The following is a 14,124-nucleotide window of genomic DNA, read 5'->3' on the forward strand; positions in this document are numbered from 1 at the left end:
TCCTCGCCCCGCCTCCATCGCCTGCGGCGCCCGGAGCGCCTCGGTCGCGAACTTCGTGGCCATGTGGGGACGTTACGTGCTCGGCGCCCGCCGTAGGTTACGGCCCGATGAACGATGCCGGGCGACCCCGCGTCGGCCGTTCTCCGCGACATCCGTTCGCCGCGGCATCCGTTCGTTCCGTGCGGGCCGGTGTGTTCGGGAATGACACGGCGCGCTGGCTGTTGTAGTCTGTAAGGCCGCCTGACCTTCGGGTCGAGCGGGTTTGGAAACTCCACAGCGTGTGACAACGGCTCGCCGAACCGGTTCGACCGGTCGGTGCGACATGGGGATGATCGGTTTCGACATCGTCTGTGTACCCACGAGAAGCGGGCCGAGGATCCAGGGTTATCTCGTAAACGATCTCTGGAAAACAATAACTGCCAATAAGACGCAGTCTGACTTCGCCCTCGCTGCTTAAGCGAGTCCGATAGTCCGTCAGCCCGGGTTCGTTTCCGCCCCGGTCGCTGGCGTCATCTAGGAAACTTGCTGCACGTCGTCGCCTGAGCGCCGTGCGGGACTTTACTCAGGCTGGGCCTGTCGACTTAGGTGCCTGTGGCAAAGGTCGGGGCCGAGCAGAACGCTTGCACAGGATGCGCCCGGAGAAGGCGTGGAAACTCAGCGATGGACGGGGGTTCAATTCCCCCCATCTCCACCATCGGCCGTTGTCGCACGTTGCGGATCTTCGACGAGAGGCCGCCCTTCGGGGCGGCCTCTCGTCGTCTCCGGCATCGATCGGCGACGTCGCACCCCCTTGACAGGGAGTGCCCGTTCACGGAATCGTGAGGATCGCTCTCGAAGATGAGAGCGCTCTCACGACGTGAGGTGCCGATGTTCCCTGCCGCCTCGGCGGGCAGTGGTCGATGAAGATCAATGGAGCGTGACGATGACATCCGAAGCCCGACACCCATGGCGACCGTGGGCTGCGGTCGCCGCCGCCGGCCTCGTGGCCGCGACCCTCACCGCGGTGGCCGCACCGGCCGCCGCAGACGAGCCCGACGACCTCGCAGGAGCGACCCTCTACGTCGACCCCTTCAGCACGACCCTCGAAGCCGCGCAGCAGCTCGGCGGCCAGGCCCGCGCCGACGCGCAGCTGCTCGGCAGCATCCCCTCCGGGTCGTGGATCACCGAAGGCACGCCCGCCGAGGCGAAGGCCGCGGTCGACGCGGTCGTCGACCGTGCGACGGCGCGCGGCCAGATGCCCGTGATCGTGGCCTACAACCTGCCGTTCCGGGACTGCGCGCAGTACTCCGCCGGCGGTGCCGCCGACACGGCGTCCTACCTCGCCTGGATCGACGGGGTCGCCGCAGGTATCGGCGGACGGCCCGCGACCGTGATCCTCGAGCCCGACGGCGTCGGCATCATCCCGCACTACACGACCCTCGACGGTGGGCAGGAATGGTGCCAGCCGGCCGAGCTCGACCCGTCCACGGCGGCCTCGGATCGGTACCTGCAGCTCAACGGCGCCGTCGATCGCCTGAAGGGCGGCGCCGCGACATCCGTCTACCTCGACGGAACCGGCGCCAGCTGGCTGAACGTCGGCGAGATCTCGGACCGTCTGATCAAGGCGGGCGTCGCGCGCGCCGACGGCTTCTTCCTGAATGCCTCGAACTACCAGTTCACGGCGAACTCGACCGCGTTCGGCACCTGGGTCTCGTCGTGCATCGCGTACGCGACCGAGGTGAACACGGCACCCGCCGCATTCGGCGAATGCGGCAACCAGTACTGGAACGGCGGGCCGGACAACCGCTGGCAGGGCACGGCGATGACCCAGTACGCCGAATGGAGCGCCGACGCGGCCGATCCGGCGGCGAACACGAGCGGCGTCGACTCGCGCTACCGGCTGATCCTGGGGGATGTCGCGCCGACGACGCATTTCGTGATCGACACGAGCCGCAACGGCCTCGGGCCGTGGCAGTACCCGGCCGACACGTACCCGACGCACGAGGACTGGTGCAATCCGCCGGCCCGCGGCCTCGGCGTGCAGCCGAGCACCGCGACCGGAGTGCCGCTCGTCGACGCGTACCTCTGGATCAAGGTGCCCGGCGAGTCCGACGGCAAGTGCTACCGCGGAACCGCCGGGCCGCTCGACCCCGCGCGGGGCATCGAGGATCCGGCCGCCGGACAGTGGTTCACGCAGCAGGCGCGCGAGCTCGTCGCGCTCGCCACGCCCGCCATCGCGCCGCTCGGGTGCGACGTCGCGGTGACGGGCACGAAGGTCGGTCGCGGGTTCGCGGCGGTGCTCGTGCTCGAGAATCGCGGCACCACGGCGATCGACCCCTGGCGTCTCGCCTGGACCTTCGACGGCGCGCAACGCGTCACGGGAGTGCTGGGCGGGTCGTTCGTGCAGCACGGCGCCGACGTGACGGTCGACGCGCCCAAGCGGCTCGCGAAGCTCGCGCCGGGCAAGAAGACGCTGCTCGTCGTCACCGGCGTCGGAGCCGCGACCGAGCCGTGGCAGTTCTCGCTGAACGGACGGGCGTGCACGTCGAGGTGACGCACTGAACGCGACGAGGCGGGCTCGCGGAGTCGACGCCCGCCTCGCCGCGGACCCGGACCCGAAGCCATGCCGGGGCGCCGGGTCACGCCCCCGGAGCCGACGCCTCCCGCAGCAACGCGCTCGCGCGCTGCACGGCCGGGTTCGTGCGCATCGAGCGCTTGACGCGCATCATGATGCGGCGGTGGGCCGCGGCATCCCGGATGGGGATCATGACGGTGCCCGCCGGCAGTGCGATGGCGCCGAGCCGGGGGAGCACGGTGATGCCGACGCCGTGCTCGACGTAGTCGAAGGCGCTCGTGTAGTCGGGCGCCTGGACGCGGAACCTGGGTGCGAAGCCCGCCGTGGCGGCCGCGGACATCACGATCTCGCGGCACGGACCGCGGCTGTGGTCGTTGTCGATCCACGGGGCGTCGGCGAGTTCGGCGAGCTCGACGGAGTCGCGGCCGACGAGCGGATGCCGCGCGGGCACGACCACCACGTACCCCTCGACGCGCAGCGGTTCGAGGTCGTACGCGTCGGCGGCTCCCTCGGCCGCCGTCGGATCGCGGTCGGCGCGCACCGACTCGGCCACGTAGAGCTCGATGTCGGGGTCGCCCGTCAGCTGCCCCCGCAGCTCGATCATGGTGAGCTCGAGTCGCAGCTGCGGGAACTCCTCGGTGAGGGCGGCGACGACCTGCGGCATCCACGCGCGATTGGCCGACGAGAACGTGCCGATGCGCAACGTGCCGGTACGGCCCGTGCGCAGGTCGTCGACGACGCCGTCGAAGTCGGCGAGGTGGTCGAGCACCCGACCGGCGCGATCGGCGACGGCCAGCCCGGCCGCGGTCGCCACGATGCCGCGCCCGCGCCGCTCGACGAGGGTGAGGCCCGTCTCGCGCTGCAGCGCGCTGACGTGCTGGCTCACGGCCGAGGCGGTGTAGCCGAGGCGCACGGCGGCCTGGTTGATGGAGCCGGTCTGCACGACCGCGCGGAACACGTGGAGCCGGTGAGGATCGACCATCCCTCGATCGTACAGAGTTACTTCATGGAGGCGAAGGATCGTTCGCTTGTACTGAGGTGTCGATGCCGCCACGCTGGAGTCATGCACAACACCTCCGCAGCGACCTCCGCCTCCGAGTCGACGGAACCGACCGCCCAGCCGCAGGCGCCCGCCGCGCAGGCCGGGGGGCGCGTGTTCGCCGCGATGGCCGTCGTGCTGGTGCTGTGGGCTTCGGCGTTCATCGCCATCCGCTTCGTCGGCGACGCGGTCTCGCCGGGCCCGCTCGCGCTCGGCCGCCAGCTCGTCGGCACGGCCGCGCTCGTCGCGGTCGCGCTGATCCGTCGGCCGCCGCTGCCACGAGGCCGCACGCTCGCACTCATCGCGCTGTACGGCGTGCTCTGGTTCGCGGGCTACACGCTCGTGCTGAACCTCGCCGAACGCCACCTCGACGCCGGCACCGCGGCCATGCTCGTGAACATCGCGCCGCTGCTCGTCGCGCTCGCTGCCGGCGCGTTCCTCAAGGAGGGCTTCCCGCGGTCGCTCATGATCGGCATGCTCGTCGCCTTCGTGGGCGTCGTGATCATCGCGACAGGCGGCATCGGCGCCCACAGCGATCCGCTCGGCATCGCCCTCGGCATCCTCGCCGCCGTGCTCTACGCACTCGGCGTGCTCGTGCAGAAGGTCGCGCTCCGCTCGGCAGACGCCCTGAGCGCCACCTGGGTCGGCTGCGCGATCGGCGCGGCGGTGCTGCTGCCGTTCCTGCCGCAGGCCATCGGCGAGTTCGGCGGCGCGCCCGCTCCCGCGATCTGGGCCACGGTCTACCTCGGCGTGTTCCCGTCGGCCGTCGCGTTCCTGCTCTGGGCGTACGTGCTGCAGCGCAGCCCGGCCGGGCTCACCGCCTCGGCCACGCTCGCGGTGCCGGCGATCGTCGTGCTGCTGAGCTGGCTCCTGCTCGGCGAACTGCCGACCCTGCTCGGCATGGTCGGCGGCGCGCTCTGCCTCATCGGGGTCGCGATCAGCAGGCGGCCGTCGCGGCATCCGAAGGCCTGAGACGGATGTCGCGGGCGGGTGCCCGAGGGCGTCCGACGACCCGGCGTGGGTGGCGCGGGCGCCTAGGCCTGCTCCACCCGCCGGAAGCGCGGCACCTCGATGCCATCGACGCTCACGTGCTCGGCGAACATGTCGAGCGGCCTGATCCAGACGCCCCGCTCGCCGTAGAGGGCGCGGTAGACGACGAACCACTCCTCGGTCTCGGAATGCCGGGCGAGCTCGAGCACCTCGTAGCGGTTGCCCTTGTAGTGCTCGTAGAGGCCGGGGACGACGCCCCGAGTCGACGGCGCGGGTTGCGCGCCCGACGCGTTCACGCGCGCCCCGCGAGGTGGGGGAGCACCTCGGTGCCCAGCAGTTCCACGTGCTCGAGGTCGAGCTGGTCGACGGTCTGCAGGTAGACCCGGTCGGCGCCCAGCGCGCGCAGGCGCTCGATCTTCTCGATCGCGGCGGCCGGGCTGCCGGCGACGTTGACCTCGGCGAAGGTCTCGGGGTCGGCGTCGATGGCCGCGAGCCGGCGCCGGTAGGTGGCGTCGTCGGTCGCGACGACCGTGGGCAGCGCGACCGAGAGCTTGAGCGTCGCCGGATCGCGGTCGATCGCCTCGCATGCACGACGCACGCCCTCGAACCGCTCGGCGATCTCGGCCTCGTCGCGGAAGCCGATGTTGAACTCGGTCGCGTATCGTGCGGCGATCGCGGGCGTGCGCTTCGGCCCGCCGCCACCGACGATGACCGGCACCCGCGGCTGCTGGGGCTTGGGCAGGGCGGGCGAGCCCTCGAGCGTGTAGTGCTCACCCGCGAAGTCGAACGTCGACCCCTCCGGCGTCGCCCAGAGTCCGGTGACGATCGCGAGCTGCTCCTCGAGCAGGCCGAACCGGCGCTCGGGGAAGGGGATGCCGTAGGCGCGGTGCTCCTCGGCGAACCAGCCGGTGCCGAGTCCGAGCTCGGCGCGGCCGCCCGACATCCGATCGACCTGCGCGACCTGGATCGCGAGGATCGCCGGCACCCGGTACGTCACCGACGACACCAGCGTGCCGAGGCGGATGCGGCTCGTCTCGCGTGCGAGGCCGGCGAGGGTGGTCCAGGCATCCGTCGGCCCCGGCAGCGGGTCGCCGCCGCCCATGCGCAGGTAGTGGTCGGAGCGGAACCACCCGTCGAACCCGAATCGCTCCGCCGCCGACGCGTGCCCGAGCTGGTCGTCGTAGCTCGCACCCTGCTGCGGTTCGGTGAAGAGGCACACCTCGAAGGCGGGGCGGTGCTGCGTCGGGTCGGTCATGCGTTCCTCTCGGCGGGGTGGTCGGATGCCGCGGCGGTTCCCGTTGCCTCGGCGGTTCCGGATGCCGCGGGCGCGGCGATGATCGCGAGCACCTGCTCGTGCAGCAGTCCGTTCGTCGCGAGCGACGAGCCGTGCGCGTGGCCCGGCGCGCCGTCGGCCGAGCTGAACACGCCACCGGCCTCCTCGACGATCGGCACGAGCGCCGCGAGGTCGTACTCCTTGACGTCGAACTCGCCGACGATGTCGACGAGGCCCTCGGCGAGCAGCATGTACGACCACAGGTCGCCGTAGGCGCGGTCGCGCCACACGGCCTCGCCGAGGGCGAGCAGCGCCGGCAGACGTCCGGCCTCGCGCCACTGGGCGATGCTCTGGAAGCTGAGCGAGGCGTCGGCCAGGTCGGCGACGCCGGACACGCGGATGCGGCGCGCGGGCGAGCCGCCCACCCCCGCATCGGCGTCGGCGGGCCCGCCACCGGCATCCGTCGCCTCGGTCTGGTCGGTCGCCCCGGACGAGTCGGGCGTGTTCGCAGCCTCGGGCGCGTTCGTCCAGGCGCCGTGCCCACGGGCGGCCCACCAGCGCCGACCGAACGTGGGCATCGAGGCGACGCCGACGACCGGGGTGCCGTCGATGGCGAGCGCGATGAGCGCGCCCCACACGGGCACGCCGCGGAGGAAGTTGGAGGTACCGTCGATCGGATCGACGATCCACTGCCGGGAGCCGCGGTCCTTGCGCCCGAACTCCTCGCCGAGGATGCCGTCGTCGGGTCGGGCCTCGGCCAGGCGCTCGCGGATCGCGCGCTCGACGGCCAGGTCGGACTCCGTCACGAACGTGCGATCGGGCTTCGTCGACACCGCGAGGTCGGCCGACCGGAAGCGCTCGAGCGCGACGCGATCGGCCAGGTCGGCGAGTTCGAGCGCGAGCGCGAGGTCGTCGGAGAGTTCGGAACCGGGGGAGGGGATCGCATCGCCGTTCACCGTGACAGGCTATCGGGCGAGCAGTGTCGAAAGCCTCGACGGCGTCGCGGACGGACGCGACACACCCGGCCGGGGCGACCCGGCGGCCTCGATTCGCATTCGGCCGTGATCTCCTGCTAGAGTCATCTCTCGGTTCGGGTAGTGAAAAACTGCCGGAATCACGCACCTCTAGCTCAATCGGCAGAGCAACTGACTCTTAATCAGTGGGTTCTGGGTTCAAGTCCCAGGGGGTGCACGATCAGCCCCGAACCTCTCGCCAGGTTCGGGGCTTTTCTCATTCCTCCCCGCGCCTGAGCCCCCCGCGCCTGAGCCCCCCGCGCCTGCGACCCTCGCGTCTCGGGCGTCGGACCTCGGCAGATCGTAGCGGGCTGCGCTCGGCGTCGTCAGCGCAAGGGCTGTCCGCTCCGCCGCATCGGCGTTAGCCTGAAGTCGGCGCGTGGCCGTCGCCCATCCTGATCACTCATCAGGAGGCGACGGGGCGCATGACCGGGGGGTCGACGATGAGAACCTCAGTGCGGGCGCTGCTCGGCGGCATCCTGTCCATCGCGTGCGCGGCTGCGCTCCTGCTCGCACTGCCGGCCGAGGCGTCGTACGCCGCGGCCGGCAAGCCGATCGTGGGCGTCGCCTCGAAGAAGTGCCTCGACATCCTCGGCGCCAAGCCGACGGTCGGCTCCTGGACCGCGATCGGCCCGTGCGACGGCAAGGCCGACCAGCGGTGGACCCGATCCGCCGCCGGGGAGCTGCAGGTCTTCGACGGAACGCGATGCCTGCAGGCGGGTGCGGCCCTCGGCGCCGGCCGGAAGGCCGTCATCGCCCTCTGCAACGGCGGAGCAGCCCAGAAATGGACCTACACCTCGGCGCAGACGCTCAAGCACACGAGCACCGGCTGGTGCCTCGACGTGCGCGGAGCGAAGACGAACGCCGGGGCCGAGGTGTACCTGCACTCGTGCACCACCGGCACGAACCAGAAGTGGACCGTGCCGGCCAAGCTCGCCGACGTCACCCCGCCCACCACGCCGTCCGGCCTCACGAGGTCCGCGCTCACCTGCTCGAGCGTCACGCTGTCCTGGACCGGTTCGACCGACGCCGTCGGCGTCACCGCCTACGACCTCTTCCACGACGGGCAGCTCGTGAAGACGGTGTCCGGCTCGACCCGATCCACCTCGGTCGCGGTCGTCGCCGGCGTGCCATGGGGCTGGTACGTGAACGCGAGGGATGCCGCGGGCAACGTCTCGCAGGCCAGCGCGACGCTGACGGTGTCGCCGCCGCAGTGCGCGCCCGACACCGTCGCCCCATCGGTGCCGAAGTCCGTCGCGGCCGTGGCATCCGGAACGAGCGTCAAGGTGACCTGGGCGGCCTCGACCGACAACGTCGCCGTCACCAAGTACGACATCCGACGCGACGGCACCGTCGTGGGGTCGGTCGCGGGCACCGTGCTCACCTTCACCGACAGCGGCCTGGCGGTGAACCGCGCCTACTCGTACACCGTCGTCGCGCGTGACGCGCAGGACAACGTCTCGGCCGCGAGCGCCGCCGCGACGACCACGACCGGGTCGGCATGCGGCAGCGCCATCTGCGGCGTGACCGAGGTCACGACCGACACCGACATCCCGTGGGGGCTCGTCACCCTTCCCGACGGCTCGGTGCTCTACGCCCGGCGCGACGCGCACGACATCGTTCGGCTGGTGCCGACGACGGGTGCCAAGACGAGCGTGGGAACGATCGCCGGTGCCCAGAGCACCGACGGCGAGGGCGGCGTCATGGGCCTCGCGATCGCACCGGACTTCGCCGCCGACCCGTGGCTCTACGTCATGCACAGCACGGCCACCGACAATCGGATCGTGCGGATGCGGTACGCCTCAGGCGCGATCGACACGGCATCCGTGCAGGTGCTCGTGAGCGGCATCCTGCGCAACAAGTACCACAACGGCGGGCGCCTGCGCTTCGGGCCCGACGGCATGCTCTACGCCTCGACGGGCGACGCGCAGAACGGCGCGTACTCGCAGCGCCTCACGGGCACCGGCGCGCTGAACGGCAAGATCCTGCGGATGACCCGCACGGGCGGCATCCCGAGCGACAATCCGTTCGGCACCTACATCTGGAGCTACGGGCATCGCAATCCGCAGGGCCTCGCGTTCGACAGCCGGGGTCGGCTCTGGCAGCAGGAGTTCGGCAACAGCGTCATGGACGAGACGAACCTGGTGGTCAAGGGCGGCAACTACGGGTGGCCGCAGTGCGAGGGCACGTCGGGCAGCGGATGCGGCGCGGCCGGCCTCATCGCGCCGAAGCGAACGTATCCGACGTCGGAGGGCTCGTGCAGCGGGCTCGCCATCGTGCGCGACGTCGTCTACGTGGCCTGCGGACGCGGCTCGCGGCTCTATCGCGAGGTGATCAGCGGCGACTCGCTCACCGACGTGCAGCAGTTCTTCGTCGGCACGTACGGGCGGCTCCGCACCGTCGAGCCGACGCCCGACGGAGGACTGTGGCTCACCACGACGAACCTGGGCGACAAGGACAGCGTCGCGAACAACAGCAACGAGAAGATCCTGAAGGTGTCACTCGGCGGGTAGCCGGTGAGGCCCTCGGCTCACTGGCGCGCGGTTCGGCTCCGTCTCGCCCGGCGGGCGACCGCCCCCGATGAGCTGGCGACCACCCCGAGGAGCAGCGCGGCCACGGCCCAGGCGAACGGCGTGCCGTCGAACCCGCTCTCCGCGAGACCGCCCGCAGGGGCGGCAGTCGGCGTCGGCGTCGGCGTGGGGCCGACATCGGCGGTCGCCGTGTTCTCGAGACCGAGGCTCACGGTCGTGCCCGTCGAGGGGACGAACGTCACCCAGCCCTCGCCGTCTGGCTCGACGGGTTCCCCATCGACCTTCCAGCTCGGTTCACCCCAGGTCACGCCCGGGACCGCCGGCGGGGTGTCCTCGCGAATCGAGATCGGGACGCCGGTGGGCAGGCCGTCGATCGTGACCGGCTCGCCGACGAACACCTCGGTGCTGTTGACCGGGCCGTTGGAGATGCGGTACTCGACCGGGAAGGCCGTGTCGGCGGGCACGAGGTCCGAGCCGGTGCCCGTCGTCGTCTTGACCGCCGAGAGCGAGCCGAACCCGTTCATGGTGTTCGTCAGCGACAGGGCGATGGTCATGCCGGGTTGGACCACGAAGGTGATCTCGCCCTCCGCGTCGGGAACCTGCGTGGAGCCGTCGATCGTCCACCCGGGCGTACCCCACTCGACGCCGAGGATCTCGGGGAGCTCGCCCTCGCGCACCGTCACCTCGGTGCCGGCAGGCAGGGACGCGAGGGTGATCGCCTCGGATGCCGGAATCTCGATCGTCGTCTCGGGCCCGCCGTCGAGGGTGTAGATGAGGGGGAACATAGTGCCCTCCGGCAGGGCGGAGCTGCCGTCGCCGACCACGGTCTTCGAGATCGCGATCCAGCCGACCGCATCGGCTTCGTTGGTCAGCTCGACGGCGATCGTCTCGCCACCGACCAGCGTGAACTCGACATCCCCGTTCTCGTCGGGCGTCACGGGTTCACCGTTCACCGACCAGACCGGGGTGCCCCAGGTGATGCCGTCGACGTCGGGGAACTCGATCTCGCCGATGGTCACGACATCGCCGGCGACGAGATCGTCGACGACGGCCGGCTCGTCGGGGGAGACCACGAGGTCGATCGGCTCGCCCCCGTTGACCGCATAGCCCAGTGTGAACTCCGCCCCCGATGGCACCGCGGTCTCACCCGAGCCGCTGAGCGTCTTGGTGACGCTGAAACCTGCCGGGATCGGTGCTGCGGTGTCCGTCACGACGAGTTCGACCGACGGATGCGTCCCATCGATGACGAAGGTCGTGTCACCGTCCCAGGCGACGTCGGTCCAGGCGAGGTCGGGTGGCAGGTCGCCGTCGTCGGGCGGGATCTCGAAGAGCGCGATCATCGTGCCGTACGGGAACACCTCGACGGGCGAGACCGGCGTGCCGTCGGGGCTGAGTTCGAGGACCCCGGTGGAACGCGTGCCGTCCGGCGCGAGCGCCACGTAGCGCACGCGGAACACGGCGTCCGGGGCGAGGTCGCCGGGCGGCACGCCCGACAGCGCCTTCGCGACCGAGAACGTGCCGGCCTCCTCCGGGGTGTCGCATGGCAGGGCGCCGGCGAACATGTAGGAGTGGACCTCGCCGCCCGCGATGGTGACGTCGTTCGCGATGATCTGCCCGTCCCACGGCTGGGCGGTGATGGTGAGGTCCGCGTCGGGCGCGTAGATCGAACCGTCGCCGCGCCCGTCGGTGCTGATCGACACCGGGCCGGTCACCTGCGAGAGATCCCACACCACGTAGGGGGAGTAGGTTCCCTCGGGGTCGATGGCGGGCGCCAGGATCGTCGTGGTGCCGGGGTCGACGTGGATCACGAGCGGGTTCAGCGGCCCTGGCGTGCCATCGGAGAACTGCAGGAGCTTCGCGCCCTCGATGTCGGCGTACTGGAGCACGTTCGGCTGGTCGGGCGAGAGCGGGCCGAGCACGATGCGGTCGCCGACGTCCTCGAGGATCTCGACGGGGTGGCCGACCAGCTCGTCCGGGTCGATGACCTCGGCGAAGCACTGCGCGATCTCGTCCTCGTTGGCGTCGGCGCTCGCCTGAACGTAATCGGCGACGACGGATCGAGTGTCTGCGCCGGTCTCGTACGTGAAGATGCTGCCGCCGCCCGCCGAGCTGGCGGGCGGCGTGGAGTCGTCGGGGTAGACCTGGTTCAGGGCATCGATGAGCGGGGGGTCGTCGATGCCGACTGCCCGCGCATAGCGCAGCCAGCTGCCTCGTTCGAACGAGATGAACGGGGCGGCTCGGTCGACGACCTTGAGGTCGCCGACCTGCGAGGGCTGGGTCGCGCCGCGGCTGGTGATCTGCGCTCGCCCGACGTTGTCGATGGAGGCGTAGGCGCCGATGAGCACGCGCGTGGGATCCCCGTCGACGGTGGGCAGCACGTAGGAGCCGGCGCCCGCGATGACGTGCGCGAACTGGTACGTCGCAGCCTGGGTGAGCCGCAACCGATCGCCGACGGCGATGCTGCCCTCGAACTCCGAGTTGCCGAGCGTGGCGTTGCCCTGCGCGTACACGGTGTAGCCGCCCGCGAGCGTGAGCGGGTTGACCGCAGACAGGCCGGGGGCGAGGAGGACGGGCCCGGCGGCGCGAACCATGGTCGGCGTGGCCGCCCTCACGGAGGCCGACGCCGGGAGCCCCGTCACGGCGACCCCGGCCGCCAGCACGCCGATTCCCATCACCGCGACGAGAGCGGACCACCGATTTCTGGCCATGCGGCCCCCCATCCCCCCGGATCGCGCGTTCGGAACCGCTCGCGTCGACTCGTGCCGACGACGGGCTCAGCGCGCCTCAGGTCATGAAATCACATCTTCGACCGCGCGCGAAGGATTGCCGGACACCCCGCCTCGAGTGGACTCAGTCGTTGCCGAGCGCCGCGAGCACGCGCGGTGCCGCACCGCCGAGATTCCACTGCTCGGCGAAGCGGTCGAACGCGGCGCGATGCTCGTCGTCGAGCGGACGGATCGCCGCGTCGAATTCGCCGAGCTGCAGGTCGCGCACGACCTCGACGACCTTGGGGGCGACGTCGAGGTACGCCGCGGCATCGGTGATGCGGGCCCGCATGGTCGCCGAGAGCGCGACCGACGGGTCGGCAGCCGCCGCGCGGATGCCGTCGAGGTCGACGAAGTCGCGCAGCAGGCTCGCCGCGGTCTTCTCGCCGATGCCCTTGACACCGGGCAGCCCGTCGGAGGCGTCGCCGCGAAGGGCCGCGAAGTCGGCGTACTGCTCGGGCAGCACCGCGTACTTGGCGACGACGGACGCATCGGTGAGCACCTCGAGCTTGCTCATGCCGCGCGCCGTGTAGATGACGCGCACGTCTCTGGCGTCGTCGACGAGCTGGAACAGGTCGCGGTCGCCCGTGACCACGTCGACCGGTACGTTCGCCTGGGTCGCGAGGCTGCCGATGACGTCGTCGGCCTCGTGCTCGGCCGCGCCCACGATCGGGATGCCGAGGATGCCGAGCACCTCGCGGATGAGCGGGATCTGCACGACGAGCGGGTCGGGCGTCTCCTCGATGTCGGCCGCGGTCTCGACGACCTCGACCACGCGGTGCGCCTTGTAGCTGGGGATGAGCTCGACTCTCCACGCGGGCCGCCAGTCGTCGTCCCAGCAGGCGACGAGCTGCGTCGGCTCGTAGTCGGTGACGAGCCGCGAGATGATGTCGAGCAGCCCGCGCACGGCGTTCACCGACGTGCCGTCGGCCGCCTTGAGGGAGTCGGGCACGCCGTAGAACGCGCGGAAGTAGAGCGAGGCGGTGTCGAGGAGCATCAGGCGTTCGGTCACACGCCGATCCTGCCACGACCCTCCGTCGACGACCACGGCGGAACGGCGATCGGGAACAGCGGATGCCGCCGACGGATGCCTCGCCACGCCGTTCGTCGCTCAGCGGCCGGCGAGCACCTCGACGCCCATCATGCGCAGGCACTCGTAGCCGAAGTTCGCGAAGCAGTACAGGCCGAGCGCCGCACCGAGCATGGTCTCGCGGAACGAGCCCGTGTCGCCGAGCAGCGGCAACGAGACGTGCCCGCTCGCGAGCCACATGCGATTGACCACCGGCGTCTCGCGCCAGCGCTCGGGCGGGCGCAGCACCTGCGGCCAGAGCACGCCGGGCACCCCGCCGGTCGTGAGGAAGTCGCCGAGCAGGTGCACCACGAAGCCGATCGTGACCGCGAGCGGGAACCAGGCCACCTGCTCGGGCGCGAAGACCACGATGCCCGCACCCACCGCGGCGCCCGCCACCCAGGCCGCCGCCCAGGTGCGCACGAAGTCGCGGGCCTTGAGCCCGAAGCAGGTGAGCACGGCCGTGCCGATGCCGGCGCCGATCGCGATGGTGCCGAACCCCTCATACGGAACGGTGACGAGGGTGAGCGCCCACGCGAGCACCATGACGACGACCACGGCGATCGCCGAGTGGGCGCCCTGCCGGTGCCCGCCGGAGAGCGTGCCGATCGTGCGGGCCGTGAGGCGGCCGAGCACGGGCACCGAATGGGCGATGGTCGCGCTGTGGTGGTCGGCGTCGGGCAGCAGCGCCGCGCCCGCGGCCACGGCGGTGCCGGCGAGCACGCCGACGGGGTCGAGCGGGTATGCGCCGAGGCCGAGCACGGGCATCGTGCTGGTGACGGCGATCCATGCCGCAGCACCGCTCGTGGCGTGCGTGATGCCCATCATGCTCGTGCTGCTTCCGGTCGGCGCGGTGCTCGGCCGATCGGCCGCCGACCAGTCTGCCGGGT

Annotated in this window: 10 protein-coding genes, 1 tRNA gene and 1 other RNA gene; 5 read left to right on the forward strand and 7 right to left on the reverse strand. The window is 71.3% G+C overall.

Going from position 1 to position 14,124, the window contains the following annotated elements; all coding sequences use genetic code 11:
* The first annotated feature begins 324 nt into the window (after positions 1-324).
* Positions 325-694, forward strand: a transfer-messenger RNA (tmRNA) gene (gene ssrA, locus ASE68_RS19830).
* 228 nt (positions 695-922) lie between these two features.
* A complete protein-coding gene (locus ASE68_RS07790; protein WP_082462112.1) occupies positions 923-2,533 on the forward strand; it encodes a glycoside hydrolase family 6 protein in 1,611 nt (536 codons plus the stop codon).
* An 85-nt stretch (positions 2,534-2,618) separates the two neighbouring features.
* Here the strand turns inward: ASE68_RS07790 and ASE68_RS07795 are convergent, their stop codons facing one another.
* Entirely contained in the window at positions 2,619-3,536 is a 918-nt protein-coding gene (locus ASE68_RS07795; protein WP_055857039.1) for a LysR family transcriptional regulator, read from the reverse strand.
* Positions 3,537-3,617: 81 nt separating this feature from the next.
* Here ASE68_RS07795 and ASE68_RS07800 point away from each other — a divergent pair, with 81 nt between their 5' ends.
* On the forward strand, positions 3,618-4,565 hold the full coding sequence (locus ASE68_RS07800; RefSeq protein WP_200921682.1) for a DMT family transporter: 948 nt from the start codon (positions 3,618-3,620) through the stop codon (positions 4,563-4,565).
* A gap of 62 nt (positions 4,566-4,627) precedes the next feature.
* Here ASE68_RS07800 and ASE68_RS07805 read toward each other — a convergent pair whose 3' ends face one another.
* Genes ASE68_RS07805 through ASE68_RS07815 form a run of 3 tightly spaced genes read right to left on the reverse strand, consistent with a single transcriptional unit; the run spans position 4,628 to position 6,812 of the window.
* A complete protein-coding gene (locus tag ASE68_RS07805; RefSeq protein ID WP_055857042.1) occupies positions 4,628-4,879 on the reverse strand; it encodes a DUF1653 domain-containing protein in 252 nt (83 codons plus the stop codon).
* Positions 4,876-5,838 (reverse strand): LLM class F420-dependent oxidoreductase, encoded by a 963-nt coding sequence (locus ASE68_RS07810; protein ID WP_055857044.1) that lies wholly within the window; start codon positions 5,836-5,838, stop codon positions 4,876-4,878. Before ASE68_RS07810 ends, ASE68_RS07805 begins: the two co-directional genes overlap by 4 nt.
* On the reverse strand, positions 5,835-6,812 hold the full coding sequence (locus ASE68_RS07815) for an inositol monophosphatase family protein (RefSeq protein WP_235480789.1): 978 nt from the start codon (positions 6,810-6,812) through the stop codon (positions 5,835-5,837). Before ASE68_RS07815 ends, ASE68_RS07810 begins: the two co-directional genes overlap by 4 nt.
* 162 nt (positions 6,813-6,974) lie before the next feature.
* Here ASE68_RS07815 and ASE68_RS07820 point away from each other — a divergent pair.
* Both ASE68_RS07820 and ASE68_RS07825 read left to right on the forward strand, forming a co-directional pair.
* Positions 6,975-7,047 (forward strand) — tRNA-Lys (locus tag ASE68_RS07820).
* A 265-nt stretch (positions 7,048-7,312) separates the two neighbouring features.
* Entirely contained in the window at positions 7,313-9,382 is a 2,070-nt protein-coding gene (locus tag ASE68_RS07825) for a PQQ-dependent sugar dehydrogenase (protein ID WP_157421583.1), read from the forward strand.
* Positions 9,383-9,399: 17 nt separating this feature from the next.
* Here the strand turns inward: ASE68_RS07825 and ASE68_RS07830 are convergent, their stop codons facing one another.
* From ASE68_RS07830 to ASE68_RS07840, 3 genes are all read right to left on the reverse strand, one after another.
* A complete protein-coding gene (locus tag ASE68_RS07830; protein WP_162238257.1) occupies positions 9,400-12,108 on the reverse strand; it encodes a collagen-binding domain-containing protein in 2,709 nt (902 codons plus the stop codon).
* A 142-nt stretch (positions 12,109-12,250) separates the two neighbouring features.
* Positions 12,251-13,177: a 5'-3' exonuclease gene (locus ASE68_RS07835; RefSeq protein ID WP_055860955.1), complete on the reverse strand. Its 927-nt coding sequence runs from the start codon at positions 13,175-13,177 to the stop codon at positions 12,251-12,253.
* Positions 13,178-13,276: 99 nt separating this feature from the next.
* On the reverse strand, positions 13,277-14,062 hold the full coding sequence (locus ASE68_RS07840; RefSeq protein ID WP_162238258.1) for a metal-dependent hydrolase: 786 nt from the start codon (positions 14,060-14,062) through the stop codon (positions 13,277-13,279).
* Positions 14,063-14,124: the final 62 nt, after the last annotated feature.

Origin of the sequence: Agromyces sp. Leaf222, from assembly GCF_001421565.1 — a bacterium.
Classification (GTDB): domain Bacteria; phylum Actinomycetota; class Actinomycetes; order Actinomycetales; family Microbacteriaceae; genus Agromyces.

What these genes read in the sequence shown, in the direction of transcription:
- ASE68_RS07790 (WP_082462112.1), top strand. Translation starts at nt 923, where the DNA reads ATGACATCCGAAGCCCGACACCCATGGCGACCGTGGGCTGCGGTCGCC.
- ASE68_RS07795 (WP_055857039.1), bottom strand. Translation starts at nt 3,536, where the DNA reads ATGGTCGATCCTCACCGGCTCCACGTGTTCCGCGCGGTCGTGCAGACC.
- ASE68_RS07800 (WP_200921682.1), top strand. Translation starts at nt 3,618, where the DNA reads ATGCACAACACCTCCGCAGCGACCTCCGCCTCCGAGTCGACGGAACCG.
- ASE68_RS07810 (WP_055857044.1), bottom strand. Translation starts at nt 5,838, where the DNA reads ATGACCGACCCGACGCAGCACCGCCCCGCCTTCGAGGTGTGCCTCTTC.
- ASE68_RS07825 (WP_157421583.1), top strand. Translation starts at nt 7,313, where the DNA reads ATGAGAACCTCAGTGCGGGCGCTGCTCGGCGGCATCCTGTCCATCGCG.
- ASE68_RS07830 (WP_162238257.1), bottom strand. Translation starts at nt 12,108, where the DNA reads ATGGCCAGAAATCGGTGGTCCGCTCTCGTCGCGGTGATGGGAATCGGC.
- ASE68_RS07840 (WP_162238258.1), bottom strand. Translation starts at nt 14,062, where the DNA reads ATGATGGGCATCACGCACGCCACGAGCGGTGCTGCGGCATGGATCGCC.